This is a genomic window from Salinarimonas ramus (assembly GCF_014645695.1).
Taxonomy (GTDB): domain Bacteria; phylum Pseudomonadota; class Alphaproteobacteria; order Rhizobiales; family Beijerinckiaceae; genus Salinarimonas; species Salinarimonas ramus.
In genome coordinates this window covers 12,426-36,057 of sequence record NZ_BMMF01000012.1, presented here as the reverse complement: position 1 = coordinate 36,057, position 23,632 = coordinate 12,426, and the positions used below count along the sequence as shown (strand labels likewise).

At 71.8% G+C, this 23,632-nt stretch carries 24 protein-coding genes; 12 read left to right on the top strand and 12 right to left on the bottom strand.

Going from position 1 to position 23,632, the window contains the following annotated elements:
• Positions 1-124: 124 nt before the first annotated feature.
• The gene (locus tag IEX89_RS18445; RefSeq protein ID WP_188914734.1) at positions 125-1,636 is read left to right on the top strand and encodes an FAD-dependent oxidoreductase; all 1,512 of its coding nucleotides are present in this window, start codon (positions 125-127) and stop codon (positions 1,634-1,636) included.
• Positions 1,637-1,674: 38 nt separating this feature from the next.
• On the opposite strand, the gene IEX89_RS18440 is transcribed toward IEX89_RS18445, so the two are convergent.
• From IEX89_RS18440 to IEX89_RS18430, 3 genes are all read right to left on the bottom strand, one after another.
• Complete coding sequence (locus tag IEX89_RS18440) at positions 1,675-2,523, bottom strand: DUF6456 domain-containing protein (RefSeq protein WP_188914733.1); 849 nt, start codon at positions 2,521-2,523, stop codon at positions 1,675-1,677.
• 336 nt (positions 2,524-2,859) lie between these two features.
• Complete coding sequence (locus IEX89_RS18435; RefSeq protein WP_188914732.1) at positions 2,860-3,285, bottom strand: Ros/MucR family transcriptional regulator; 426 nt, start codon at positions 3,283-3,285, stop codon at positions 2,860-2,862.
• A 323-nt stretch (positions 3,286-3,608) separates the two neighbouring features.
• A complete protein-coding gene (locus tag IEX89_RS18430; RefSeq protein WP_210317673.1) occupies positions 3,609-4,901 on the bottom strand; it encodes a Coenzyme F420 hydrogenase/dehydrogenase, beta subunit C-terminal domain in 1,293 nt (430 codons plus the stop codon).
• Between the two features lie 364 nt (positions 4,902-5,265).
• Here IEX89_RS18430 and IEX89_RS18425 point away from each other — a divergent pair, with 364 nt between their 5' ends.
• Complete coding sequence (locus tag IEX89_RS18425) at positions 5,266-6,000, top strand: Crp/Fnr family transcriptional regulator (RefSeq protein ID WP_188914731.1); 735 nt, start codon at positions 5,266-5,268, stop codon at positions 5,998-6,000.
• 246 nt (positions 6,001-6,246) lie between these two features.
• Complete coding sequence (locus tag IEX89_RS18420) at positions 6,247-6,681, top strand: BLUF domain-containing protein (RefSeq protein WP_188914730.1); 435 nt, start codon at positions 6,247-6,249, stop codon at positions 6,679-6,681.
• Positions 6,682-6,788: 107 nt separating this feature from the next.
• Here IEX89_RS18420 and IEX89_RS18415 read toward each other — a convergent pair whose 3' ends face one another.
• Entirely contained in the window at positions 6,789-6,980 is a 192-nt protein-coding gene (locus tag IEX89_RS18415; RefSeq protein ID WP_188914729.1) for a YdcH family protein, read from the bottom strand.
• Positions 6,981-7,184: 204 nt separating this feature from the next.
• Between IEX89_RS18415 and IEX89_RS18410 the strand changes: the two genes are divergently transcribed.
• From IEX89_RS18410 to IEX89_RS18390, 5 genes are all read left to right on the top strand, one after another.
• Positions 7,185-7,394, top strand: coding sequence for a YdcH family protein (locus IEX89_RS18410; protein WP_188914728.1), 210 nt, complete (start codon positions 7,185-7,187; stop codon positions 7,392-7,394).
• A 30-nt stretch (positions 7,395-7,424) separates the two neighbouring features.
• Positions 7,425-7,979: a 5-(carboxyamino)imidazole ribonucleotide mutase gene (gene purE, locus IEX89_RS18405; RefSeq protein WP_188914727.1), complete on the top strand. Its 555-nt coding sequence runs from the start codon at positions 7,425-7,427 to the stop codon at positions 7,977-7,979.
• A complete protein-coding gene (locus IEX89_RS18400) occupies positions 7,976-9,061 on the top strand; it encodes a 5-(carboxyamino)imidazole ribonucleotide synthase (RefSeq protein ID WP_188914726.1) in 1,086 nt (361 codons plus the stop codon). The genes purE and IEX89_RS18400 overlap by 4 nt, the downstream gene beginning before the upstream one ends.
• 172 nt (positions 9,062-9,233) lie before the next feature.
• A complete protein-coding gene (gene rpsU, locus IEX89_RS18395) occupies positions 9,234-9,461 on the top strand; it encodes a 30S ribosomal protein S21 (RefSeq protein WP_188914725.1) in 228 nt (75 codons plus the stop codon).
• A gap of 171 nt (positions 9,462-9,632) precedes the next feature.
• On the top strand, positions 9,633-10,511 hold the full coding sequence (locus tag IEX89_RS18390) for a tetratricopeptide repeat protein (protein WP_188914724.1): 879 nt from the start codon (positions 9,633-9,635) through the stop codon (positions 10,509-10,511).
• A 51-nt stretch (positions 10,512-10,562) separates the two neighbouring features.
• On the opposite strand, the gene IEX89_RS18385 is transcribed toward IEX89_RS18390, so the two are convergent.
• Genes IEX89_RS18385 through glyA form a run of 5 tightly spaced genes read right to left on the bottom strand, consistent with a single transcriptional unit; the run spans position 10,563 to position 14,495 of the window.
• On the bottom strand, positions 10,563-10,853 hold the full coding sequence (locus IEX89_RS18385) for a ribbon-helix-helix domain-containing protein (protein ID WP_188914723.1): 291 nt from the start codon (positions 10,851-10,853) through the stop codon (positions 10,563-10,565).
• Complete coding sequence (locus IEX89_RS18380) at positions 10,850-11,473, bottom strand: riboflavin synthase (protein WP_188914722.1); 624 nt, start codon at positions 11,471-11,473, stop codon at positions 10,850-10,852. The genes IEX89_RS18385 and IEX89_RS18380 overlap by 4 nt, the downstream gene beginning before the upstream one ends.
• 3 nt (positions 11,474-11,476) lie before the next feature.
• Complete coding sequence (gene ribD / locus IEX89_RS18375; RefSeq protein WP_308423844.1) at positions 11,477-12,646, bottom strand: bifunctional diaminohydroxyphosphoribosylaminopyrimidine deaminase/5-amino-6-(5-phosphoribosylamino)uracil reductase RibD; 1,170 nt, start codon at positions 12,644-12,646, stop codon at positions 11,477-11,479.
• Positions 12,643-13,173, bottom strand: coding sequence for a transcriptional regulator NrdR (nrdR, locus tag IEX89_RS18370; protein ID WP_188914721.1), 531 nt, complete (start codon positions 13,171-13,173; stop codon positions 12,643-12,645). The genes ribD and nrdR overlap by 4 nt, the downstream gene beginning before the upstream one ends.
• A gap of 17 nt (positions 13,174-13,190) precedes the next feature.
• The gene (gene glyA / locus IEX89_RS18365; RefSeq protein WP_188914720.1) at positions 13,191-14,495 is read right to left on the bottom strand and encodes a serine hydroxymethyltransferase; all 1,305 of its coding nucleotides are present in this window, start codon (positions 14,493-14,495) and stop codon (positions 13,191-13,193) included.
• A 329-nt stretch (positions 14,496-14,824) separates the two neighbouring features.
• Here glyA and IEX89_RS18360 point away from each other — a divergent pair, with 329 nt between their 5' ends.
• Positions 14,825-15,529, top strand: coding sequence for a glutathione S-transferase N-terminal domain-containing protein (locus tag IEX89_RS18360; RefSeq protein WP_188914872.1), 705 nt, complete (start codon positions 14,825-14,827; stop codon positions 15,527-15,529).
• 3 nt (positions 15,530-15,532) lie between these two features.
• Here IEX89_RS18360 and IEX89_RS18355 read toward each other — a convergent pair whose 3' ends face one another.
• Both IEX89_RS18355 and IEX89_RS18350 read right to left on the bottom strand, forming a co-directional pair.
• The gene (locus IEX89_RS18355) at positions 15,533-19,420 is read right to left on the bottom strand and encodes an AsmA family protein (protein ID WP_188914719.1); all 3,888 of its coding nucleotides are present in this window, start codon (positions 19,418-19,420) and stop codon (positions 15,533-15,535) included.
• A gap of 33 nt (positions 19,421-19,453) precedes the next feature.
• Positions 19,454-20,869 carry an FAD-binding oxidoreductase gene (locus tag IEX89_RS18350; RefSeq protein WP_188914718.1) on the bottom strand — a complete coding sequence of 472 codons (1,416 nt, stop codon included), beginning with the start codon at positions 20,867-20,869 and terminating at the stop codon, positions 19,454-19,456.
• 197 nt (positions 20,870-21,066) lie between these two features.
• Here IEX89_RS18350 and IEX89_RS18345 point away from each other — a divergent pair, with 197 nt between their 5' ends.
• Positions 21,067-21,603, top strand: coding sequence for a thioesterase family protein (locus tag IEX89_RS18345; RefSeq protein ID WP_373290609.1), 537 nt, complete (start codon positions 21,067-21,069; stop codon positions 21,601-21,603).
• Between the two features lie 30 nt (positions 21,604-21,633).
• Here IEX89_RS18345 and IEX89_RS18340 read toward each other — a convergent pair whose 3' ends face one another.
• Complete coding sequence (locus IEX89_RS18340; protein WP_188914717.1) at positions 21,634-21,972, bottom strand: DUF6949 family protein; 339 nt, start codon at positions 21,970-21,972, stop codon at positions 21,634-21,636.
• Between the two features lie 156 nt (positions 21,973-22,128).
• On the opposite strand from IEX89_RS18340, the gene IEX89_RS18335 reads away from it, so the two are divergent.
• Positions 22,129-22,806: a hypothetical protein gene (locus tag IEX89_RS18335; protein WP_188914716.1), complete on the top strand. Its 678-nt coding sequence runs from the start codon at positions 22,129-22,131 to the stop codon at positions 22,804-22,806.
• A gap of 69 nt (positions 22,807-22,875) precedes the next feature.
• On the top strand, positions 22,876-23,499 hold the full coding sequence (locus IEX89_RS18330; protein WP_188914715.1) for an ATP-dependent Clp protease proteolytic subunit: 624 nt from the start codon (positions 22,876-22,878) through the stop codon (positions 23,497-23,499).
• The last annotated feature ends 133 nt before the right edge of the window (positions 23,500-23,632 follow it).

Below are 23,632 nucleotides of genomic sequence, written 5' to 3'. Positions count from 1 at the left end.
CGCTACGCCCCAGCCTTCGCGGGGGCAAGGGACGGCTCCTTTCGCCGCTCTCGCGCGTTGGATGTCGCGCGATGCCGGGCTCGCCCCGCCGCGCGCCATCCGAAGAGCCAGGAGAGACGATCCGATGACGGAGAGCCACGCCAACTTCCCCACGGACGCGGATCTCGATGCCGGCGTGCCGATCGACGCCTTCGAGGACGGCACGACCCTCTCCGGCGAGGTGGGGGGCACGCGCGTGCTCCTCGCCAGGCGCGGCTCGGAATTCCTGGCGGTGGGCGCCTCCTGCACCCACCTCGGCGGACCGCTGGCGAAGGGCCTCGTCTCCGACGACACCGTGCGCTGCCCGTGGCACCACGCCTGCTTCTCGCTGCGCACCGGCCGCGCGATCGAGGCGCCGGCCTTCGACGCGCTGCCGCGCTACGAGACGGAGGTGGTGGACGGGCGCGTGTTCGTGCGCGACGAGATCGCACCGGATACCGGGCGCGGCATCGCCGAGGGCGAGGACCGGATCGTCATCGTCGGCGGGGGCGCCGCCGGGTTCGCGGCCGCCGACCTGCTGCGACGCGAGGGGCACGCGGGCCCCGTCGTCATCCTCTCCGAGGACGCCGATCCGCCCTACGATCGCACCATGCTCTCCAAGGCCTTCCTCCAGGGCGCGAAAGGCGCGGACGACCTCGCGCTCGCCGATCCCGACGGGCTCGCAGGGATCGAGATACGGACCGCGACCCGCGTGGAGGCGATCGAGCCGCAGGAGAAGCGCGTGCGCCTCGCCGACGGGTCGACGCTCGGCTATTCGACGCTCCTCCTCGCCACCGGCGGCGAGCCGCGCCGGCCCGACTTTCCCGGCGCGGACCACGAGGCCGTGCGCGTCCTGCGCTCGCTCGAGGACGCGAGAGGCGTCGTCGCACGTCTCTCCGAAGGCGCGAAGGTCGTCGTGATGGGCGCGAGCTTCATCGGCATGGAGGCGGCCGCCGCGCTCGCCAAGCGTGGCTGCGCCGTCACCGTCGTGGCGCCGCAGGAGAAGCCGATGGCGATGGTGTTCGGCGAGGCCTTCTCGGACATGCTGCGCGCATTGCACGAGGAGAACGGCGTCACGTTCCGGCTCGGGCGCAAGGTCGGGGCCTACGAGGACGCGACGGCGATCCTCGACGACGGCGCGCGCCTGCCCGCGGATCTCGTCCTCGTCGGCATCGGCGTCACGCCGCGCACGGCGCTCGCCGAGGCGGCGGGGCTCGCCGTGGGCGACGGCGTCGAGGTGGACGCGACGATGTGCACGAGCGACCCGCACGTCTATGCGGCCGGCGACATCGCCGCCTTCCCCGACCCGCAGACGGGCGAGCGCATCCGCGTGGAGCACTGGGTCGTCGCCCAGCGCCAGGGCCAGACGGCGGCGCTCGCCATGATGGGGCGCGTCGCAGCCTACGACGACCCGCCCTTCTTCTGGACGAAGCAATACGATCTCTCCGTGCGCTATGTCGGGCACGCGCCGTCGGACGCGACGATGGAGGTGGAGGGCGATCCGGCGGCCCGGGACGCGCTGGTGCGGATCGCCGCGGAGGACGAGGTCCGCGCCGTGGCGACGGCCGGCCGGGACAGGGCCGCGCTCGAGGCGAGCGAGGCCATGCGCCGCGGCTGACACATGCGCCGCGGCTGATGAAGGCGCCGCGGGCGCGCTCATGCCCGCCAGGCCGCGATGCCGACGGCGCGCGCGGGACCGCGCGCCTCTGCCGCGAGGCCGTAATGCGTCGCGAGCCGCTTGAGTGCGCGCGCCACGAGCACCTTGGCCGACCGGGCCGGCCAGCCGCGCTCGCGCTCCACCGTCGACAGGCCCTTGAGGAAGCCGCAGACGTCGACGAGGAGATCGAGATCCTCGGCCCCGAGCGCGTCTCCCGCACGCGCGACGCGCTGGCGGGCGGCGACGAGCGCCTCCGTCATGTCGAGCCCGCCGCGAGGCCCGGAACGGGACGAGCCGCCGCCGCCGAAGCGCGACCAGTCGACCGTGACGCCGGGCATGATGCCGGCCATGGTCAGGTCGCGTCGCAGGCGCTCGCCCGCCTCCTGCGACGCGGCGTCGAGGAAGGGCGAGCCGTCGCGATTGCGGCGGCTGGCGAGCCAGGCGAGCGGGCTCTCGGAATTGTTGACGACGACGCGCCTCGTCGTGCCGCCCGCCGGGTCCGGCCGATCCGCGCTGCGGGTCTCGCGGTGCTGGGCGGCGAAGGGCTCCGCCGGATCGGCGCCGCGCCTCAACCACGAACGCCCGGCCTCCGTGGCGACGAGCCGCCGCGCGCGGGTCTCGCGCGACCAGCGCGCGAGATCGGCGGCGACGAGCGCCTCCGCGTCGGCGGCGTCGAAGGCTCCGGCGCTGAGCGAGACGCCGTGGCGGTCGGCTCCGGCGCGCACCAGCACGCGGGCGGGGTCAACGGGATCGGGAAAGCCGCTCGCGTCCCTGGCGCACAGGGCCTCCAGCAGCCGGACCGCACGCCGCCCCGGCTTCGTGCTCGCCGTGCCGCCCTGCCCGGCCACGTCTCGCCCGGCGCTCGCTCCGCCGCCGCGCGCCCGCCTGTCGCCCCGCTCGCGAGGCGTGCCACGCGTTATCTTGTTCTTGCTTTGTTCGAAAGCAGAATGCCGATCCATCACCACGACGCTCCTCTCGCCCGCTCTCCGTCTGCGATCCAAGGATGCATCCCGACGCCGACTAGTCAAGCTGATTGTGTGAACAAAGTGAGAACAAAATTTCCGGTCGCACGACGCATGCACAACGAGGAAGAGCATATCCATCCGTAGGAACGCCGGGCTCGGCATGGAGCCGACCCCGGCGAAGTGCTTGCAGAATAAGGAAAAATAGAGAAACGGGCCCGCTCAGCGCGGTGCGCGGCGGCGGCGGCGCTGCTGGCCGAGGCCCATCTCCTTGGCGAGATCCGAGCGCGCGCGGGCGTAGTTCGGCGCCACCATCGGGTAGTCGTCCGGCAGGCCCCACTTCTCGCGATATTGCTCCGGCGTGAGGCCGTAGCGCGTGCGCAGGTGGCGCTTGAGCGACTTGAACGTCTTGCCGTCCTCGAGGCAGACGATGTGGTCCGGCGTGACCGAGCGACGCACGGGAACGGCCGGCTTGAGCGGCTGCGCGCTCTCCACCTGACGCGGACGGCCCAGAGCCGCGAACGCGCCGTGGACCTGCTCGATGAGCGCCGGCAGATCGTGCGCCGGCACGGAATTGTTGGCGACGTAGGACGCGACGACCTCGGCGGCGACCGCAACGAAGTCGATGCTCGTGCTTTCCTCACTCATGTACCACGCTCCAAAACCCCGACGCCGCGCCGCAGCCGCATCGTCCCCTCGGGACCGTATTCGGCTGGGTCGCCCCCCGGTTGCGGACCGTCGCATTCACGATTCGAGCCGCATACCTATTCATGCGAAGCGTTATTGCATTGCGGCGGACAAGGCAACCGGCTTGGATCGCAGAGGATTGCGGCATCGGCGCCGCCTCGGCGTCATGCCACGCGCATCGTCGAACAGAGTACGATGACGCGAAAGCGACAGCTCACGGCCGCGACGGCTACCCCACCGACGGCTGCGCGCTGGTCAAGCCGACGACAGCTGAAGCGAGCGCATCACCCGCCTCGGTCGTCCTCACCGGCGCCCAGGCTGCCGTCGGCGCCGCCACGCCGCTCGCCGGGCTCAGGCGCGAGCCCGTAGGGCGCGACGAGGCGCCAGACGTGGTCGGGGATCATCGCGCGCATACGCCGCGGGCGGGCGCGGCGAAGATGGAGAACCGTCTCGGCCGCCTTCATCTCCACCCGCGCGCGGGCGAATTCGAGCCCGCGCGGCCCGATGCGCGGCTGCAGCCAGGCGACGATCGGACGGGCCCAGTTCGGCATCGCGCGAAGCGGCAGCCCGCCCGCGGCCCGCGCGACGTTCGACACGAAGCCCGCGACGGCCGAGCGGCGGCTCCCCTTCGAGCCGCACGCCTCGAGGCGGATCTCGCCGTCGAGCAGGGACACGAGCTCCTCGCCGCGCTCGTTGCGGACGACGAGCCATTGCTGGCCCTCCCCGCCCATGTAGCCCACGGTGATGTCCGCGAGCACGTTCGTGTAGTCGACGCAGGTACGGCAGGTCAGCGGGAAGAAGTCGCCCGGCAGCTTCGAGATCGGCAGCTTGAGGAACGGTACCGTACGTACGCGCCCGTCGTCGTGGCGGATCTCGACGCGGTAGTCGGCACGGAACTCCAGATAGGAAATCGTTTCGGGAGCCGCGTCGAGGAGCGCGAGAAACTCGTGGAAGCGCTCCGTCGTGGTGTTGTCCGAGCAGGGCGTGCCGACGACGTAGAGCCGCTCGAAGCCGAGCTCGGCCTCGAGCGCACGCAGCGCGTACACCTGGCAGGGGATGCCGATGACGGCGAGACGCCGGAATCCGCGCGCACGGGCGGGCTCGAGCAGCGACAGGAGCGGCGCATAGCCCATGCGCATGCCGCGGCAGGCGGCGAGCTCGCCGGGCTCGGTGACGAGCACCGGTACGGGACGCCAACGGTCCTGCGGATGCGGCGCCACGGTGAGGACGGCGTCGACGGCGCCCGTCTCCAGGAGACGCTCGGCGATGCGCGTGGTGATCCCGGTCCATTGCGCGCCCGGAACCGGCGCATCGAGCGCGGCGCGCAGCAGCCGGCGGAAGGGGCCGAAATGCACCTCGTCGGGCCGGGCCGGATCGCGGGCCCGGCCGTGGGCCGCCGCTTCGAGCCGCGGATAGTCGGGCGCGATGAACTGGCAGGCCCGCCCGCAACGCTTCGGATCCGCGCTGCGCGAGACGCCGCAATCCGTGCACAGGTCTCGATGCGGCGCCTCGGCGAGAGGGTCGGCCGCGAGGCCGAGCGGTTCGTGTACGCGGGTCGCGCCAGCTCCACCGTCCACGCTTGCGCCTCCTTCGCCATGCACGTTCGCGCATCGACGATAGCCGCCCTCGGGAGAGCGGTCCCGTCCGCAGGATTGCGGAGACAGCGCCGCGCGGAAACGTGCGCTTGTGCCGGATGGAATGATCCCCGGTTGGTTGCGGACCACGACCACGAACGATAATGTGTCGGCGATTCGACGGTGTCTCGCTCGATCGGAATCGCGTGTCTAAATTCGTGGTTGACGACGCAACGACCACCTCATCGTGAAGGCATGTCTTACGTTGAGTAAGTCACGTATTCGTGCGAAGTCGTTTGCCTCACTCGACGTGAACGTCTATCAGGCTACGTCGAACGGCTCGTGACGGGGACGCGTAGGAGTGAAAATGTCGCGCAGGATGTATCGGAACCGCTGCCTGGCCTTTCTTCCGGATGCCGATCTGGAGCGCCTGGAGCAGCGGCTCACACCCGTCTCCTACGAGATCGGCGACGTGCTCCTCCAGGCTGATTCGCCCATCGATCGGATCGTTTTCCTCGAACGAGGCCTCGTCTCCTACGTCACGCGCATGGACGACGGCACGTCGGTCGAGAGCCTGACCATAGGACCCGACAGCGCCATCGGCCTGATGGGCGGCGTCGGCGCGCCGCGCGCCCTTCGCGAGGCCGTGATGCACGTCGAGGGCAACGGCTTCGCCATAGCCACCAAGGACTACCTGGAGGCCGCGGAAGCGAGCCCAGCCATCCGCGACATGACCGTACGAGCGAACACCGTCACGACGGCCAAGCTCCTGCAGAGCGTCGCCTGCAACGCCAAGCACAGCCTCGAGCAGCGCTTCGCCCGCCGCATCCTCGCGTGCTCGGACGCCAGCGACGCCAAGCGTTTCGCGCTGACGCAGGAGCAGATCGCCGACACGCTCGGGGTCCGGCGAACCAGCGTCACCGCGGCCGCGCGGGCGCTGCGGGACGAGGGGCTCATCGCCTACCGCCACGGACGCATCTGGGTCGAGAATCTGGCCGGGCTGGAGCTGCGCGCGTGCGGCTGCCGCGCTGCGATTCGCGCGGAGGTGGACACGCTGCTGCCTCCCCACGGCGCCGGCGCACCGAAAGCCAAGGCCGGCTGAGGCGACGAAAAGACGGCTCGGTGTGTTAAGCCGGGCTTAGGAGATCTTCCGCTACGTAAAAATACCTTCCGTAAGGTAATAAGCGTAGATGACCTCCGTGCATTGCGTTGCGATCGAGACGACCAAGCATTCCGGGCCGAGGTCCCGGCCGGCGGCTCTCGGACGGATGCGATCGGTGCAAACGTGTCCTTTTTCGACACGAATTAGGAACCAGCTCCGCGGATCACCTCGGCTCGGACGTTCGCCATGAGCATCGCCCAGCCGAGCCGCCTCCTCTACCACAGCCGCATCGCGCCCGGCTTCGATGCCGGCGCCCGCGCCAGGCTGCTCGAGACGAGCGAGCGGCGGAACGGCGAGGCGGGCCTGCGCAGCGGCCTCGTCGCCTATCGCGGCGTCTTCATGCAGGCGCTGGAAGGCGACATCGACGAGGTGACGGAGGTGTTCCGGCGGCTTCTCGTCGACCCGCGCCACCATGGGGTGACGCTCGTCCATCTCGGGGCGGTCGAGGCCAACGCGCTGCCGCCGGTGCGCATGGCGATGCTCGACGAGGAGGAGATCGTCGAGGAGCTCCTGGCGCAGCACAGGGCGCAGCCGCCCTTCGACCCCGGCGCCCTCGGCGCCGCCGCCATGACGGCGATCATCCGCCAGGCCTGCCTCGCGCGCACCTTTCTCGTGGATTGAAAGCGCCCCGCCAAAGAGAAACCGCCGCTCGGTGTCCCGAACGGCGGCGACGCTGCCGGGGGCGTACGGCCCCCGCTACTCGGCCTGGAACGATGCGGCGAGCGCGATCAGTGGATCGTCGCCTCCGCGCTGTCGCCCTCTCGGAGGCGGGCCATCTGGTCCTTGAGGACCAGCTTCCGGCGCTTGAGGCGAGCGATTTCCTCGTCGCTCGTCGAAGGGCTGGTCACCGCCTTCTGGATCTCCTGCTCCAGCGCCTGGTGCTTGCGCTCGAGCTCGGCCAAGTGGCTGTTCAGCGACATGCGTCGTCTCCCTTCCGAAGTCTGCTTCGAACGTCGACATGCTGGCACAGATTCATTCGCCTGTCGAAGCTTTCGCATGCTGCGGCGCAACCCGGAAGCGGTACGGTTCGAGCTCCGGACCTTGACGGCGCGCGGCTTTTGTCGCTCTTGGTGAGGAATGCGTGAAGGGCTCGCGGGCCCGGGTGGTGATCGGGAGCGCAGGTCGTGGACGAAGGCTTCGATTCGGTCGAATTGCAGGCCGAGCTCGCGCGGCTCAAGGAGGAGCATCGCGACCTCGATCGGGCGATCGAGGCGCTCGAATCCTCGACCGTGCACGACCGCCTGCAGCTGCAGCGCCTCAAGAAGCGCAAGCTCACCCTGCGCGATCGCATCCACCGGATCGAGGACGAGATCCTCCCCGACATCATCGCCTGAGGGCGACGGCCGCCCTCCGCGAGGACGCTCATGACCGAGAATGCAAGGCCCTCACGGCCTCCCGTCGCCATCATCATGGGCAGCCAGTCCGATTGGGCCACCATGCGGCATGCGGCTCAGACGCTGGACGCGCTCGGCGTCGGCTACGACGCGCGAATCGTCTCCGCCCACCGCACGCCCGAGCGGCTCTTCGCATTCGCGAAGGGCGCGCGGGAGGAGGGCTTCAAGGTCGTCGTCGCCGGCGCCGGCGGTGCGGCGCATCTGCCGGGCATGGCGGCGGCGCTCACGCCGCTGCCCGTCTTCGGCGTGCCGGTCGAATCGAAGGCGCTGTCGGGCGTCGACAGCCTGCATTCCATCGTGCAGATGCCCGCCGGCATTCCCGTGGGGACCCTCGCCATCGGGCGCGCGGGGGCGATCAACGCCGCATTGCTCGCCGCCGCCGTCCTGGCCCTGACCGACGCGGCGCTGGCGGAGCGGCTCGACGCGTGGCGCGCACGTCAGACGCAGGCCGTGGCCGAGCGGCCGGTGGACGAGCCCGCTCCGGCCGAGCCCGTTCGGGACGGATCGGTGGAGCCCTCACGATGAGCGGCATCGCGCCAGGAGACGTGCTCGGCATCCTCGGCGGCGGCCAGCTCGGGCGCATGATCGCGGTGGAGGCGGCGCGGCTCGGGCTCGTCGTCCACGTATTCAACGACGATCCGCGCAGCCCGGCCTTCGAGGTCGCCGCGCGCGCGACGCATGCGCGCTTCACGGACACGGAGGCGCTGGCGGAATTCGCCGGGGGCTGCGCCGTCGTCACCTACGAGTTCGAGAACGTCCCCGTCGCCGCCGCGGAGATCGTCGAGCGCCACGCGCTCCTGCGGCCGGGCGCGCGGGCGCTCGCCACGGCGCAGGACCGGCTCGTCGAGAAGACCTTCGTCGCCGATCTCGGCATCCCCGTCGCGCCGTTCCGCGCCGTCGACGACCTCCCCTCGCTCGAGGCGGCGCTCGCCGATCTGGGCCGCCCGGCGATCCTCAAGACGCGCCGCTTCGGCTACGACGGCAAGGGTCAGGTGGTAATCCGCGAGGGCGACGACGCGTCCGCCGCGCTCGACGCGATCGCGCACGCGCCGGCGATCCTGGAGGGCTTCGTGCCCTTCTCCGCCGAGATATCCGTCGTCGCGGCGCGCGGGCCCGACGGCGGCATGGCCGTCTACGATCCGTGCGAGAACCGACACGAAGGCGGCATCCTCGCCCGGACCAGCGTGCCGGCGGCGATCTCCGCGCAAGCGGCGGACGAGGCGCGGGCGATCGCCTCGCGGATCGCGGCGGCGCTCGACTACGTGGGCGTTCTCGCGGTGGAGATGTTCCTGGTGCGCGAGGGCGGGAGCGAGCGCCTCGTCGTCAACGAGATGGCGCCGCGCGTGCACAATTCCGGTCACTGGACCGACATCGGCGCCGCCACCTCGCAATTCGAGCAGCACGTGCGCGCGGTCTGCGGCTGGCCGCTCGGCGACACGGCGCGACGAGCGCCGCGCGTCGTCATGGACAACCTCGTCGGCGAGGACGCCCATCGCTGGCGCGAGATCCTGTCCGACGCGAGCGCGCACCTCACGCTCTACGGCAAGGGCGAGGCCCGCGCGGGGCGCAAGATGGGGCACGTGACGCGGCTCTCCGGAGGGCGCTGAACGCCAGCGTGGGGCTCGCGTTGAGGGCCGATCTCGGCTCTCGACAGGCCCATGCCTTTCTGCTATCGGCACGCTTCACCGAACGAGGCCCGCCGCGACGCGACGCCGCCGCTCGGCCGTACCAGCTGCTCATGCGTACATCGCCCGCACATCAACCGAAGGAACTCGACGCGTGCAGGTTCTCGTCCGTGACAACAATGTCGACCAGGCGCTCCGCGCTCTCAAGAAGAAGATGCAGCGCGAGGGCATCTTCCGCGAGATGAAGCTGCGCGGCCATTTCGAGAAGCCCTCCGAGAAGAAGGCGCGCGAGAAGGCCGAGGCGGTCCGCCGCGCCCGCAAGCTCATCCGCAAGCGGATGCAGCGCGAGGGCCTGCTGCCGTCGAAGGCTAAGGCCCGCTGAGGCCTGGCCGTTCCGGACGGGCGCCGAGCCGCGCTTCCGACGAGACCCGTGGCGATCCGCGGCCCCGCACGGGCGCGGAATCGCCTCATTCGTGTCTCAGGAGGGCGGCAGCCGTGCCTCGTTAGGCACGACCGACGTGACGAGCGCGACGAGCGCGGGGGAGAGGCCGGGATGACGACGACCACCATCGCCACGCGAAACGCGGCGCGCGCGCCCGGGCTGCGGCTCGGTGGGCCGCGGCTTGGCCTTCTCCTGCTGGCCGGCATCGCGCTCGCGGGCTGCGAGACGGTCGCCCGTGGCCCCGCGCAGCAGGTCGCCGTGCTCGAGCGTCAGGACAGCGCCGTCTCGGGGACGAACATCGCCTCGCTCACGGAGGTGATTCGCAACAACCCCGACGACGCCACCGCCTACAACACGCGCGGCGCCGCCTATGCGCGCATCGGCGAATTCCGCGACGCGCTCGCGGACTTCACCCGCGCGATCGAGCTCGACCCGTCGAACGCCGCCGCCTACACCAACCGCGCGCTGGCGCTGCGCCAGACCGGCCGTGACACGGAGGCGCTCTCGGACTTCACCCGCGCGCTGGCGTCGAACCCGAACTACGCGCCCGCCCGCATCGGCCGCGCCAACCTCCTGCGCGCGCAGGGCAACACCGCCGCTGCGCTGACGGACCTGAACGAGGCGCTCCGGGTGAACCCGGAATCCGCCGAGGCCCACCACGCCCGCGGGCTCGTCTACCAGCGGCTCGGCCAGCATCGCGAGGCGGTGCTCGACTTCGACGCCGCCATCGACCGCAACCCCTACGTCGCGGCGCCCTACCAGGGTCGCGGGCAGAGCCTCATCGCGCTGGGCGACTTCCAGAAGGCGATCGAGGACCTGAACGCCTCGCTCAACGTCAATGCGCAGAACGCCGACGCCTGGGCCTATCGCGGCGTCGCCCTCGAGCGCTCCGGGCAGATGGACGAGGCCCGCGAGAGCTACCGCCGCGCCCTCTCCATCGACGCCTCGAACACGATCGCCCGCGAGGGAGCGGGACGCGTGCGGGCGTGAGCGCGACGAAGGTCTAGAGAGCCGTCGGGCGACGTCGCGCTTCTCTCGACCTCACCTGTACGGCTCGTCGTTGTCGCGATCTTCCCTGATGAGATCCACGCTGCTGCCTGGAAAGAACGGCCCCATGGCCCGGATCCGGGCCGCGATGGCGGGGAAGTCCGAGACCGGCGGCTGGACGAACGCGCGAAGCGCTTCGCGTGCGATCTCCTCCAGCGTCACGCCGCGCGCACGAGCGAGCGTCTCCAGCCTAGCGACGACCTGATCTTCGAGATCGCGTATCAGAATGTCCATGCTGGCACCCTCGCTGCCGCCGAGACGTCCGCTGCTTCGCGGCGCCCTCACCGCCTCTCCATCAGCCGCGCCGCGTAGCGGGCCATCAGGTCGATCTCGACGTTGACGCGGTCGCCCGCCCGGCGCTCGCCGAAGGTGGTGATCTCGAGCGTGTGGGGGATGAGGAGGACGGAGAAGACGTCGCCCTCCACCGCGTTCACCGTCAGCGAGCAGCCGTCGAGGGCGACCGAGCCCTTCTCCGCGACGAAGCGGGAGAGCGCCGCCGGCAGGCGCAGGTCGAAGCGCGCGGTGGCGCCCCATCCGCTCTCCTCGGCGGTCACGGCGCTGCGCGAGACGATCTCGGCGAGGCCGTCCACGTGGCCCGTGACGATGTGGCCGCCGAGCTCGTCGCCGATCTTGAGAGACCGCTCCAGGTTGACGCGGGTCCCCTCCCCCCAGGCACCGACGGTCGTGCGCGCCAGCGTCTCCGCCGCGACGTCCACGCGAAACCACATGTCGCCGGCGACGCCTCCCGTCTCGACCACGGTCAGGCACGGCCCGCCGCAGGCGATGGAGGCGCCGATGGCGATCGTCGCCGGGTCGTAGTCGCAGGCGATGGTGAGGCGGCGCTGGTCCGTGCGGTCCTCCACCGCCGTGACGCGGCCGATGGCGGTGACGATGCCGGTGAACATGGCTCACGCCCTCTCGTAGAGCTGGAACAGGTCGTCTCCCGCCGGCTCCTCGGCATGGAGGCGCATGCGGGTCTCGATGTGACGGGCGAGCGCGGGGCCGACGGCGGCGAGTCCAGTCGCCTCCGAGCCCGGCGCCTCCAGCCGCCGCGGGCCGGTGGCGATGGCGAGCTCGTCGACGAGATCCGCCTGCGCCAGCCCCTCGGCGAGCGCGGGCCCGCCCTCGCAGAAGACGCGTGTGATGCCGCGCACGGCCAGCAGCCGCAGGCCCTCGTCGAGACGCACGCGCCCGCGATCGTCCGCGCCGACGCGCATCACCTCGACGCCCGCGGCGACGAGGCGCCGCTCGGCGGCGACGGGGGCGTCGATCGTGGTCAGCACCCAGGTCGGCGGCGCGCCCGCGCTCTGGACGAGGCCGGCGTCGAGGGGCAGCGCGAGGTTCGAATCGACCACGACGCGCACGGGCGAGCGGTCCTCGAGCCCCGGCAGCCGCGTCGTCAGCCGCGGATCGTCGGCGACGACGGTATTGAGCCCGACCATGATCGCGTCCGCGTGGGCGCGCATGAGGTGGACGCGGGCATTGGCGAGGGGACCCGTGATCAGGAGCCGCTCGTTCGACGCCGCCGCCGCATAGCCGTCCGCGGTGCGGGCGAGCTTGAGCAGGACGGCGGGCCGACCCTTGGTCACGCGGGTGACGTGGCCGATATGGCCGCGCGCCGCCTCCCGCTCCTCGACGCCGCCGGTGACGGCGAGGCCGGCCTGCCGCAGCAGAGCGGCGCCCCGCCCGCTCACCCGCGGATCGGGATCGGCCAGCGCGTAGACCACCCGCGCGACGCCCGCGTGGATCACGGCCTCGGCGCAGGGCGGCGTCTTGCCGTGGTGCGAGCACGGCTCGAGCGTCACGTAGAGCGTCGCGCCCTTCGCGGCCGGGCCGGCGACGTCGAGCGCCATGCGCTCCGCGTGCGGGCGACCGCCGGGCTGGGTGACGCCTCGCGCGACGATGACGGGCTCGCCCGACGTATACGAGACGAGCACGGCGCCGACGCTCGGATTGGGCCAGGTGAGGCCGAGATTGCGCCGGCCGATGGCGAGAGCGTTGCGCATGTAGAGGACGTCGCGCGCCGCCTGCGGCTCGCCGGCGGCGGGTGAGGCCGCGCGCTCGACGGCGACGCTCATCGCGTGCCGCTTTCGACGATGGCCGCGGGATCGCCGGCCGCGTCCGCCTGGCGCGACGGCGCGGGCTTCGCCCCGGCCGCGCGGCCGAGCCCGATGAGCAGCTCCTCGAAATCCTTGGGCTCGCGGAAGCTCTTGTAGACCGAGGCGAAGCGCACGTAGGCGACGTCGTCGAGGTTCTTGAGCCCCTCCATGACGAGATCGCCCACCTGCTCGGAGGAGACCTCCGTCTCGCCGGAGGATTCGAGCTGGCGCACGATACCGTTGACCATGCGCTCCACGCGTTCGGCATCGACCTCGCGCTTGCGCAGGGCGACGTCGATCGAGCGCTGGAGCTTGTCGCGATCGAAGGGCACGCGCTTGCCCGAGCGCTTCACGATGAAGAGCTCGCGCAGCTGCACGCGCTCGAACGTCGTGAACCGACCGCCGCAATCAGGGCACACGCGCCGCCGACGGATCGAGGCCGAGTCCTCCGCCGGCCGCGAGTCCTTCACCTGCGTGTCGAGGCTTCCGCAATAGGGGCAGCGCATGGCGCGCGTGCGTCTCCTCAGCCGTAGATCGGGAAGCGACCCGTGAGGGCGTGGACGCGCTCCTTCACCGAGGCCTCCACGGCCTCGTTGCCGGTGTCGCCGTTGGCCGCCAGCCCGTCGAGCGTCTCGACGATGAGCTCGCCCACCTGCCGGAACTCGGCGATGCCGAAGCCGCGCGTCGTTCCCGCCGGCGTGCCCAGGCGGATGCCCGAGGTCACCATCGGCTTCTGCGGGTCGAAGGGCACGCCGTTCTTGTTGCAGGTGATGTGCGCGCGCCCGAGCGCCTGCTCGGCGGCCTTGCCGGTGAGCGTCTTCGGGCGCAGGTCGACCAGCATGAGGTGGTTGTCGGTGCCGCCCGACACGATGTCGTAGCCGCCGGACTCGATCGTGTCCGCCATGGCGCGGGCGTTGTCGACGACCGCCCGGGCGTAGATCTTGAATTCCGGCCGCAGCGCCTCGCCGAAGGCCACCGCCTTGGCGGCGATGACGTGCATGAGCGGGCCGCCCTGCATGCCCGGGAAGACGGCGGAGTTGAACTTCTTCGCCAGATCCTCGTCGTTCGTCAGGATCATGCCGCCGCGCGGGCCGCGCAGCGTCTTGTGCGTCGTCGTGGTGGCGACGTGGGCGTGCGGGAACGGCGAAGGATGCGCGCCGCCTGCGACGAGGCCGGCGAAATGCGCCATGTCCACCATGAAGTACGCGCCGATCTCGTCCGCGATCTCGCGGAAACGGGCGAAGTCCCAATGGCGGGAATAGGCCGAGCCGCCGGCGATGATCACCTTCGGCTGGTGCTCGCGTGCGAGGCGGGCGACCTCGTCCATGTCGACGAGGTTGTCGTCGGGCCGCACGTTGTAGCTCACGACGTTGAACCACTTGCCCGACACGTTGACGGGCGCGCCGTGCGTCAGGTGGCCGCCGGCGGCGAGGTCGAGGCCCATGAACGTGTCGCCGGGCTTCATCAGCGCCATGAACACCGCCTGGTTCGCCTGGCTGCCGGAATTGGGCTGCACGTTGGCGAAGCCGCAATCGAACAGGCGGCAGGCGCGCTCCTGGGCGAGCTTCTCGGCGATGTCGACGAACTGGCAGCCGCCGTAGTAGCGCCGGCCGGGATAGCCCTCGGCGTACTTGTTGGTCATCACCGAGCCCTGCGCCTCGAGCACCGCCTGGGAGACGATGTTCTCGGAGGCGATCAGCTCGATCTCCATCTTCTGGCGGCCGAGCTCGGCCTCGATGGCGGCGTTGATCTCCGGATCGACGTCCGCGAGGCCCGCCGAGAAGAAGGAGTTGGACAGGTGGGTCCCGGTCGCTTCGCTCGCGCTCATGGTCGCCTCGCTCTCGTCGGCCTCGCGTCGTCCCGCGCCCGCCGGGGCCGGCGTCGCGCGCGCGGGCGGGCGCCTCGCTGCGCCCGTTCCGTCTCAGATGGGGCCTCTATCATGGGGGGCCAGGGCCGGCAAATCGTGAATGGATGCGACATGGAGGCCGTGTTGCAGCGACATGGGTGCTGCGTCGTCCACGCGTGCCCGCCGGGGCCGTTTCGTTACTTGCACCGCTGCCAACCCGCGCTTTCGCCTCGGGTCGTTGCGTCGTCACGGAGCATCGCCATCTTGGGCGGCGACGATACGGCGCAGCTCGAACGAAAGGCATGCCCCAGATGACCGACCTCACCACGCACCCGATCGCGACGAAGTACCCGCCCAAGCACCCGGAGCGCCTGCAGCTCTACTCGACGCCAACGCCCAACGGCGTGAAGGTGTCGATCATGCTCGAGGAGACCGGGCTCGCCTACGAGCCGCATTTCGTCGCCATCGGCGACAACGAGACCTGGACGCCGGAATTCCTGGCGCTCAATCCCAACGGCAAGATTCCCGCGATCATCGATCCCGACGGGCCGGGCGGCAAGCCGCTGGCGCTGTTCGAATCGGGCGCGATCCTGATCTACCTCGCCGAGAAGACGGGGCAGCTCCTGCCGGCCGATCCGGCCCGGCGCTACGAGACCCTGCAATGGGTGATGTGGCAGATGGGCGGCGCCGGGCCGCTCTTCGGCCAGCTCGGCTTCTTCCACAAGTTCAAGGGTCGCGAGATCGAGGATCCGCGCCCCAAGGAGCGCTACCGCGCCGAGACCGAGCGGCTGCTCGAGGTGATCGAGACGCGGCTCGAAGGGCGCGATTGGATCATGGGCGACGAGTACACCATCGCCGACATCGCGCTGCTGGGCTGGGTGCGCACGGTGGTGGGCTTCTACGAGGCCGGTCCGATCGTCGGTTGGGACGCCCTCTCCCGCACCCCCGCCTGGCTCGAGCGCGGCCTCGCCCGCCCCGCCGTGCAGCGCGGCCTGACCGTGCCCGCGCGGCCTTGAGCCTCACTGCGCCGGCGTCTCGGACGCCGGCGCAGACGGGGCGGCTTCGGCCGGCGGCGCGAGGCTCTGCTCCTGGAGGAAGCGCCGCAGCGCCTCGGCGTCGAAGACGTCCTGCACGGGGCTGGCAGCCTCGCTCTCGGATGCCGCTTCAGCGGCCGCGGCCGCCTCCTGGGCGGCACGCTCGGCTTCCTCGTCCGCCCGCAGCCGTGCCTCTTCTTCCTCCGCCGCCTGCCGAGCCTCTTCCTCCGCCCGGCGCCGCGCTTCCTCTTCCTCCGCGATCCGTCGAGCCTCCTCCGCCCGACGTCGCGCCTCTTCCTCCGCGGCTCGACGAGCTTCCTCCTCGGCCCGACGTCGCGCCTCTTCCTCCGCCGCCTGCCGGGCGCGTTCCTCGGCCAGCGCCTCGGCGGACACGCGCTCGGCGTCGCGGCGAGCCTCCTCCTCGGCGCCGCGGCGGCGCAGCTCCTCCTGGCGGCGGCGCTCGGCCTCCACGCGCCATTCCTCCGCGCGCTCGCGGCGGATGTCGATGAGGCGCGCCTCGTCGATGCGGCGCTGGCGCTCGCTCGCCTCGCGCTCGAAGGCCTCGATGCGGGCGAGCTCGCGCTGGAGGACGATCGCGGCGATGCCGTTGGTGAGGGGGCCGACGTCGATCGTGCGCTCCAGCCCGTCGAGCGGGCCGGCGAAGCCGAGGCCGATCATCGGCGCGGGCCCTTCCCAGCCCTGCGGCGCGGCGTCCGCGGTGAGGAAGCCCTCGACGTCGAGGGTCAGCGCCCGCAGGTCGAGGGAGGCGACGCCCTCGAAGCCGCCACCCGCATCCCCCGGCGCCGCGACGCGGATCGGCGAGAGCCCGAGCACACCCGAGACCAGCGTCGCCGGCGCCTCCACCGTTTCGGCGCGCAGCGGCCCGGCGTCGAGCGCCTCGCCGACATAGGTCTCGACGCGTCGCCCGCCGAGGGGATCGTCCTCGGCCAGAGCGCGCTCGAGCCCGCCGAGGATCGCCGACGGGTCGGCGCCTGGCACCACTAGATCGGCGATCGTGACACGCCCCTCCCCCGCGAGCGCGCCGACGATCTCGGCGATGCTGCCGCCGACGCCGCCGAAGTCGAAGGTGCCGGTGAGCCGCCCCGTCACGCCGAGATCGGGAGCGAGATCTGCGAGCGAGAGGTCCGCGAGCGAGGCCTCGCCGACGACGGAGCCCTGCTCGGCGGTGGGGCGGCGCAGCGTCAGGTCGGCGGCGATGCGGCCGTCCGCGAGGGCGCCTTCGAGGCCGGTGATGGCGATGCCGTCGCGCACGAGGGCGACGTCGAGGCGCGCGTCGCGCGCGACGAAGCCGCCGCCGAGATCGAGCCGCGGCGTGACGATGCTGGCGCTGCCCGTCTCCAGCGGGCGGGCGAAGGCGGAGAAGGCCTCGCGCGACCAGGTCGCGTCGTCGCCCGCCTCCAGCACGTCGCCGAGCGCGAAGGCTTCCGCGAGCCAGGGCAGGGAGAGCGCGCCGGTGCGGATCTCGGCTACGGGCTCGCCCTCCAGCGTGAGCGTGGCGCGCACGCTCACGCTCTCGCGCGCGACGTTGCCGCCGGCCTCGATCAGCGTGTCGAGCCCCTCGCGGCGGATCGAGGCGCGCAAGGTGGCGGGCACGGGCGCCTCCGCGACGATGGTGCCGCCCAGCAGCGCGAGGGCGGGGCGCACGTCCTCGGCGACGAGGTCGATCTCGCCGGAGATCGGCGCGAAGTCGATGGCGTCGAGGACGAGCGGGCGCGTCGTGTCGAGGCGCAGCCCCGCGACGTCGGCGGTGGTGCGGGCGACGAAGCGGTCGGGCCCGCTGCGGCCGAGCGTGAGCGCGACGAGGGCGGGCTCGTCCGCGACGGGCGTACCCTCCACCGCGAGCCAGCGCGCGGCGCTGTCGGTGGAGAGCTCCACCTCGAGCCGCTCGGTGCGCCCTTCGATGGTCAGCCATTGCGCCGAGATCGGGCCGCCGGCGGCCGTGCCCTCGATGGCCGTGCGCAGCCCGCCCGCCGTCGCACCCTGCCCGTCGGCGAGGCGCTCGACCGTGAGCGAGACGTCGAGCGCGCCATCGCGGATGAAGGCGGGGATCGCGGCCACGGCATCACCGAAGGCGACGCGGCCGAGCAGCGCGATCAGCGGCTCCGCCTCGATCGCCTGGAGCGATCCTTCGATCCGCCCCGTTCCGTCCGGTGCGATGCGCCCGGAGACGGAGACGTCCGCGCCGGCGAGATCGGAGATCTCGAGCGTCTCGATGGAGAGGCCCGCTCCTTCCGACTGGAGCTGCGCGAGGATGCGCCCGGCACCCTCCGCCCCCTCGTAGCGCACGTCCTGCGCCTCGAGCACGAGCGAGACGTCGACGCTGCCCGGCAGCGCAGAGAGCGCGGAGAGCTGCGGCAGGCGCGCGACGTCGAGGCCGTCGGCCACGATCTGTGCCGACAGCGTCGGACGCGTGCCCGCCGTCCCGGGATCGAAGCGCACGGCCCCCGTGAGCGCCGTCTCGCCGGCGGCGAAGCGCAGCGATGACAGCGCGACGAGATCCTCCCGCCAGACGACGTCGGCGGCGACGTCGACTGCCTGGCCGTCGAGGAGGTCGAGGAGCGCGCCGTCCGCGCCGGCCCGGCGCAGGAACCGGGCGAGACGCGCGCCGTCGCGGGCGACGAGCGTCACGCGCCCGTCGGCGTCGGGCCAAGCGTCGGGTAATGCGTCGAGCCCGATCTCGCCTGCGAAGGTCGCCCGCGCATCGCCGGGCAGGAGCGCCTGCGCCGCGCGGACCTCGAGGCGCGCGTCCTCCGCGACGAGATCGACGGAGACCTCGGCGATCTCCTCGTCGAGAACGGAGACGCTGTCCGCCGTGAGCGAGAGCGCCACCGGCAGGCCGAGATCGCCCTGCGAGGCCGCGGCCAGCGCGGTCCCGAGGGGGCTCTCGATCAGCCGCTCTGCGACGAGGCGGCGCGTGGCGAGGGTGAGCGACAGGCGCGGATCGTCGAGGCGCACGAAGCCCTCGCCCTCGAGCCGCGAGCCGGCACCGGGATCGCCGGTCTCGATGGAGAGCTCGGAGAGCGCGACGCCGTTTCGCGCGGTCTCGAAGGCGGTCTCGACCACGAGGGGCGCCGCGTCGGGAGCCGTCCCGTCGGGCGTCCCGGCCGGCGCCGCGGGCGCGACGATCATCCGCCCCTCGCCCGAGAGCGAGGCTGCGAAGTAACCCTCCCCCGTCGGCTCCAGCGCGAGGGTACCCTGCGCGTCGAAGCGCAGCGGCCCGTCCTCGCCGGCGAGGAAGCGCAGCGGCATCACCCGCTCGGCGTCGAAGAGTCCCGTCACGAGCCGGAAGGAGAGCCCCTCGGCGACGCCGTCGATCCGGTAAGGCCCGCCGAGCGCGTCCGCCGAGAGGCGCACGTCGTCGATGTCGAGCATGGTGCGCGCGCCGAGCTCGGGGGAGACGGCGACGATGGCGAGATCGTCCGCGCGCAGGTCGTCGAAGGCGAATCGCGCCGCCGTCTCGGCACCTGGAGCGAGCGCGGCGGGCAGGCGCAGCCCCTCGCCGCCGCGGGTGGGCACGCGGATCTCCGCCGCCACCGCGCGGCCCGCGGTGAAGCGCACCTCGCCGCGCAGGAGCGGCGCGAGCGCAATCTCGGCGACGACGTCCCGCGCCACGAGGGAGGCGGCGTCCGCATCGCTGCCGCCGATGACGATCCCACCCACGCTCAGCCGCGGCGACGGCAGGAGCCGCAGGTCGAGCGGCCCCTCGGTCGCGATGGGCGCGCCGGCGGCGCGCGTGAGCGCCCGCTCCAGCTCGTCCCGGCGCTGGTCCCAATCGATCAGCGGCGGCGCGACGAGCGCCGCCGTGAGCAGGAGGATGACGAGACCCGCGAGCGCGGTCAGGATGTCACGCAAGACGAATAGACCCTCGATCGCCGCACCTCTCCCTCACGGGAGGAGGACCTTGCCTGGGTTCATGATGTCGTGCGGATCGATGGCACGTTTGATCGTGCGCATCAATTCCAGCGCGCCCGGGCCGTGCTCGGCCTCGAGGAAGCGCATCTTCTTCTGCCCCACCCCGTGCTCGCCGGTGCAGGTGCCCTCCATGTCGAGGGCGCGCTCCACGAGCCGGTCGATGAAGGCGCGAACGCGCGCGACCTCGTCGGGGTCCGAATCGTCGACAAGCGGCAGGACGTGGAAGTTGCCGTCGCCCACGTGGCCGACGATGGTGCCGACGATGCGGCTGCGCGCGAGGTCCGCCTCCGTCGCCTCGACGCATTCGGCGAGACGCGAGATCGGCACGCACACGTCCGTGGAGATGCCCTTGGCGCCTGGGCACAGGCTCATCGCCGCCCAGTAGGCGTCGTGGCGCGCCTGCCAGAGCCGCCCGCGCGCCTCGGCTTCCGTCGCCCAGGCGAAGGCGCCGCCGCCGCACTCGCGGGCGATCTCTCCGAAGCGCTCCGCCTCCTCGCGCACCCCGGCCCGCGTGCCGTGGAACTCGACGAAGAGCGTCGGCGCCTCGGCGAGGTCGAGCTTCGAATAGGCGTTGCAGGCGCGGATCTGCGCGGCGTCGAGGAGCTCGATGCGGGCCACGGGGATGCCGGACTGGATCGTCAGGATCGTCGCCTCGCAGGCGGCGCGCACGGAGGGGAAGGCGCACACGCCCCCGGAGATGGCCTCCGGGATGCCGTGGAGCCGCAGCGTGATCTCGGTGACGATGCCCAGCGTGCCCTCCGAGCCGACGAGGAGACGCGTCAGGTCGTAGCCGGCGCTCGACTTGCGGGCGCGCCGCGCGGTGCGGACGATCTCGCCCGTCGGCATCACGGCCTCGAGCGCCACGACGTTGTCGCGCATCGTGCCGTAGCGCACGGCGTTCGTGCCGGAGGCGCGGGTCGCGACCATGCCGCCCAGCGTCGCGTCGGCGCCGGGGTCGATGGGGAAGAACAGGCCCTGGTCGCGCAGGTGCGCGTCGAGCTGCTTGCGCGTCACGCCCGGCTCGACGACGCAGTCGAGATCCTCCGCATGGACCGCGCGCACGGCGTTCATGCGGCTCGTGTCGACGCACACACCGCCGAACGGCGCGTTGACGTGGCCTTCGAGCGAGGAGCCGGCGCCGAAGGGGATGACCGGCACGCGATGCGCGGCGCAGGCGCGTACGATCGCCGCGACCTCCTCCGCGTCCTGCGGGAAGACGACGGCGTCCGGCGGCTCGTTGGCGGCCCAGGTCAGCGTCGAGGCGTGCTGCTCGCGCAGGGCGGGCGCCGTCGAGAAGCGCTCGCCGAAGCGCGCGGCGAGCTGCGCGAGCACCGAGTCGAGCGTCTGCGGGCTCGGACGGGTGCGGGGCTGGCGGAGAGGTGCGTTCATGAGAACCTCGGCGCGAGGGGCGCGCGGGAGCTAAGGGTTAATCCCAAGTTACCAGACGAGGGCGCCCGGCGACATCCGGTGCGCACCGGGAAAAGGCCGGTCGGCGTGCGACCTAAACCGATTTGAGACTGCCGACGCACTGGACGATCGCCCGCGGAACGGGCACCTTGGACGGTGTCCGATGAGGGAGGCACCGCGTGACCGAGACCGCGCCGACCCCGATCTTCTTCTTCGCGCCTTTCGTCTCCTCGACGATGCGCGTCGAGGAGACGTGGATCGACTACAACGGTCACATGAACCTCGCCTTCTACCATGTCCTGTTCGACCGCACCTTGGACGAGGCCTTCGGCGTCGTCGGCCTCGGCCCGGATTACGTGGCCGAGCGAAACGCCTCCTACTTCGCGGCGGAGGCGCACGTGCTCTACCGGCGGGAGCTGCGCTCCGGCGATCCGGTGCGCGTGACGCTGCAATTGCTCGACAGCGACGAGAAGCGCTTCCACGTCTATCTCGAGGCGCGCCACGCCCGCGAGGGCTGGACGGCGGCGACCTGCGAGATGCTCTCGCTGCACGTGTGCATGCGCACCAAGAAGGTGACACCCTTCCCCGAGGAGATCCGGGACAACCTCGACGTCATGCGCGCCGCCCACGCCCGCCTGCCTCGTCCCGCTGCCGTCGGCCGCGTCATCGCCATCCCCAGCTCCGAGCCGGAGCGCGCCACCGGCACGCGGCACTGAGCCGCTGTCGGTGGGCCTCTCGGTCTCGCCTCAGCCGACGACGTAGCCGATCCCGCCGAGCAGCAGCCTCCCGGCCGCGAGGCTCCAGAAGCCCGCGATGCAGGTCGCGATCATCACGAAGGGAATGGGGCGGCGCTCGAAGCGGCGCCCGCGCAAGGTGTTGCGCAGGATGATGAAGGGCGCGGAGAAGGCGAGCAACGGCAGGCTCGCGATGGCCACGACACCGCCACGCTCGAGCAGCGAGAAGCTCGCCCTGTGGGGGGTCATCAGCTCGAACGCGCTCGCGATCAGGCCCGCGAAGGCGAAGCCGACGACGAGCGCCTGCAGGCTGGACACGGTCCACGGGTCGAGGCTCGGATCGAGGCTCATGAGGGTCTCCGTCGCACGGCCCCTCCCGGACCGGCACGACGATCCTGCCCGAGCCTTTACCGCTCGTTAAGCACGAATGGCGAAAAGGGTTAACGTGGTACCCGTCGCGCGTGCATCGCCGGGAGGGTGCCGATCGGGCCCGAAGGAGATCCGCCGATGCGCCGTCCCGCCGCCGCCCTCGCCGTTCCCGCCCCGGTCGCCGTCCGCTGGCGCGGCATCGGCCTGCCCGCCGCCTGCCTCGCGCTCGCGCTCGCCGCGACCCTGCTCGCGCTCGCCATCTGGTCGCGCACGCTCTTGTCTCGCGAGACGGCCCAGATCGACCCGCTGGTGACGATCGCCCTCGCCGGCCGAGAGGTGACGCTGGCCGAGAGCTGGCTCATCGGCACGCCGGAGCAGGAGCGCGCCGAGCGCATCGCCCTCGAGGCACCGCTCGGCGCCCTCGCCGACGTGAACGGGCCGGTGGCCGGCGCGATGATCGGCGTCACCCTCGTTCCCGCCGACGACGCCCCTCCCCCCGCGGTACGGCCGGCGCAGCTCTACAACCGCTTCCTGGAGCCGAGCGCGGCGACGACGCCGGACGGGCTCATCGTGCGCCGCTTCGCGCCCGGCACGCCCTACGAGGGCGAGACGCTGCACCTCGCGCCGCCGCAGGGGCGCGTCTTCGCCGCGCGCTGCCTGGAGGGCGAGGCCGCGGCGGGGGTGCGCCTGCCCTGCCTCGCCGAGATCCGCCGTGGCGGCCTCGATGCGCAGGTCCGCCTGCCGCGCGAGGCGCTGCGCGAATGGAGCCGCATCGTCGCCGCCGTGGAGCGCCTCGCCGGCAGCCCGACGCCTTGAGCCGGCTTGCTCGTGAAGGTGCGGACCCATATATAGGGGCGAGCCACCGCGAGCACGGGACAGATCAAGATGAACCTCGAATTTCGCCTCGACGACGAAGACGAGAAGGAGGCCAACGAGAAGCCTCAGGAGCCGACTCGGTACATCGAGGAGAAGCTCTTCCAGAAGCGTCACGTGCTGATTACTGGTCAGATCAACGATCGCATCGCCAAGGCGACCACGGAACGTCTTCTCGCGCTCGCCGCGATGAGCGACGATCCGATCAACGTCTTCATCTCGTCTCCGGGCGGGCACGTCGAATCCGGCGACATGATCCACGACATCATCCGCTTCATCAAGCCGGAGGTGCGGATCATCGGATCGGGCTGGGTGGCGAGCGCCGGCGCGCTGATCTTCATCTCGGTGCCCAAGGAGCGCCGCTTCTGCCTGCCGAACACCCGCTTCCTGCTGCATCAACCCAGCGGCGGCATCGGCGGCGTGACGGCGGACGTGCAGATCCAGGCCAAGCAGATCGAGATCATGAAGCGCCGCTTCGAGATCCTGTTCGCCGAGGCCACCGGCCAGACCCCGGAGCGCATCGCCGAGGACACCCGCCGCGATTTCTGGCTCGGCACCGCCGAGGCGCAGGAATACGGCATCCTCGGCACGGTGATCCGCACCCAGGCCGATCTCGACGCGATCGTGGGATCGTAAGTTTTGTCATCCCGGGCGCCGAACGGCGACCCGGGACCCATGAACACAGGTGCCCGCCATAGCGTGCGCGACAGCGCGCGCGGCCACGAACGGCCTGCATATCTCTCGGTGGACGGACGCGCTCCCGCGCGCC

Coding starts and splice junctions, on each gene's coding strand:
- IEX89_RS18445 (WP_188914734.1), top strand. CDS start 125: ATGACGGAGAGCCACGCCAACTTCCCCACGGACGCGGATCTCGATGCC.
- IEX89_RS18435 (WP_188914732.1), bottom strand. CDS start 3,285: ATGAGTGAGGAAAGCACGAGCATCGACTTCGTTGCGGTCGCCGCCGAG.
- IEX89_RS18425 (WP_188914731.1), top strand. CDS start 5,266: ATGTCGCGCAGGATGTATCGGAACCGCTGCCTGGCCTTTCTTCCGGAT.
- IEX89_RS18420 (WP_188914730.1), top strand. CDS start 6,247: ATGAGCATCGCCCAGCCGAGCCGCCTCCTCTACCACAGCCGCATCGCG.
- IEX89_RS18415 (WP_188914729.1), bottom strand. CDS start 6,980: ATGTCGCTGAACAGCCACTTGGCCGAGCTCGAGCGCAAGCACCAGGCG.
- purE (WP_188914727.1), top strand. CDS start 7,425: ATGACCGAGAATGCAAGGCCCTCACGGCCTCCCGTCGCCATCATCATG.
- IEX89_RS18400 (WP_188914726.1), top strand. CDS start 7,976: ATGAGCGGCATCGCGCCAGGAGACGTGCTCGGCATCCTCGGCGGCGGC.
- IEX89_RS18390 (WP_188914724.1), top strand. CDS start 9,633: ATGACGACGACCACCATCGCCACGCGAAACGCGGCGCGCGCGCCCGGG.
- IEX89_RS18380 (WP_188914722.1), bottom strand. CDS start 11,473: ATGTTCACCGGCATCGTCACCGCCATCGGCCGCGTCACGGCGGTGGAG.
- ribD (WP_308423844.1), bottom strand. CDS start 12,646: ATGAGCGTCGCCGTCGAGCGCGCGGCCTCACCCGCCGCCGGCGAGCCG.
- nrdR (WP_188914721.1), bottom strand. CDS start 13,173: ATGCGCTGCCCCTATTGCGGAAGCCTCGACACGCAGGTGAAGGACTCG.
- glyA (WP_188914720.1), bottom strand. CDS start 14,495: ATGAGCGCGAGCGAAGCGACCGGGACCCACCTGTCCAACTCCTTCTTC.
- IEX89_RS18360 (WP_188914872.1), top strand. CDS start 14,825: ATGACCGACCTCACCACGCACCCGATCGCGACGAAGTACCCGCCCAAG.
- IEX89_RS18350 (WP_188914718.1), bottom strand. CDS start 20,869: ATGAACGCACCTCTCCGCCAGCCCCGCACCCGTCCGAGCCCGCAGACG.
- IEX89_RS18340 (WP_188914717.1), bottom strand. CDS start 21,972: ATGAGCCTCGATCCGAGCCTCGACCCGTGGACCGTGTCCAGCCTGCAG.
- IEX89_RS18335 (WP_188914716.1), top strand. CDS start 22,129: ATGCGCCGTCCCGCCGCCGCCCTCGCCGTTCCCGCCCCGGTCGCCGTC.
- IEX89_RS18330 (WP_188914715.1), top strand. CDS start 22,876: ATGAACCTCGAATTTCGCCTCGACGACGAAGACGAGAAGGAGGCCAAC.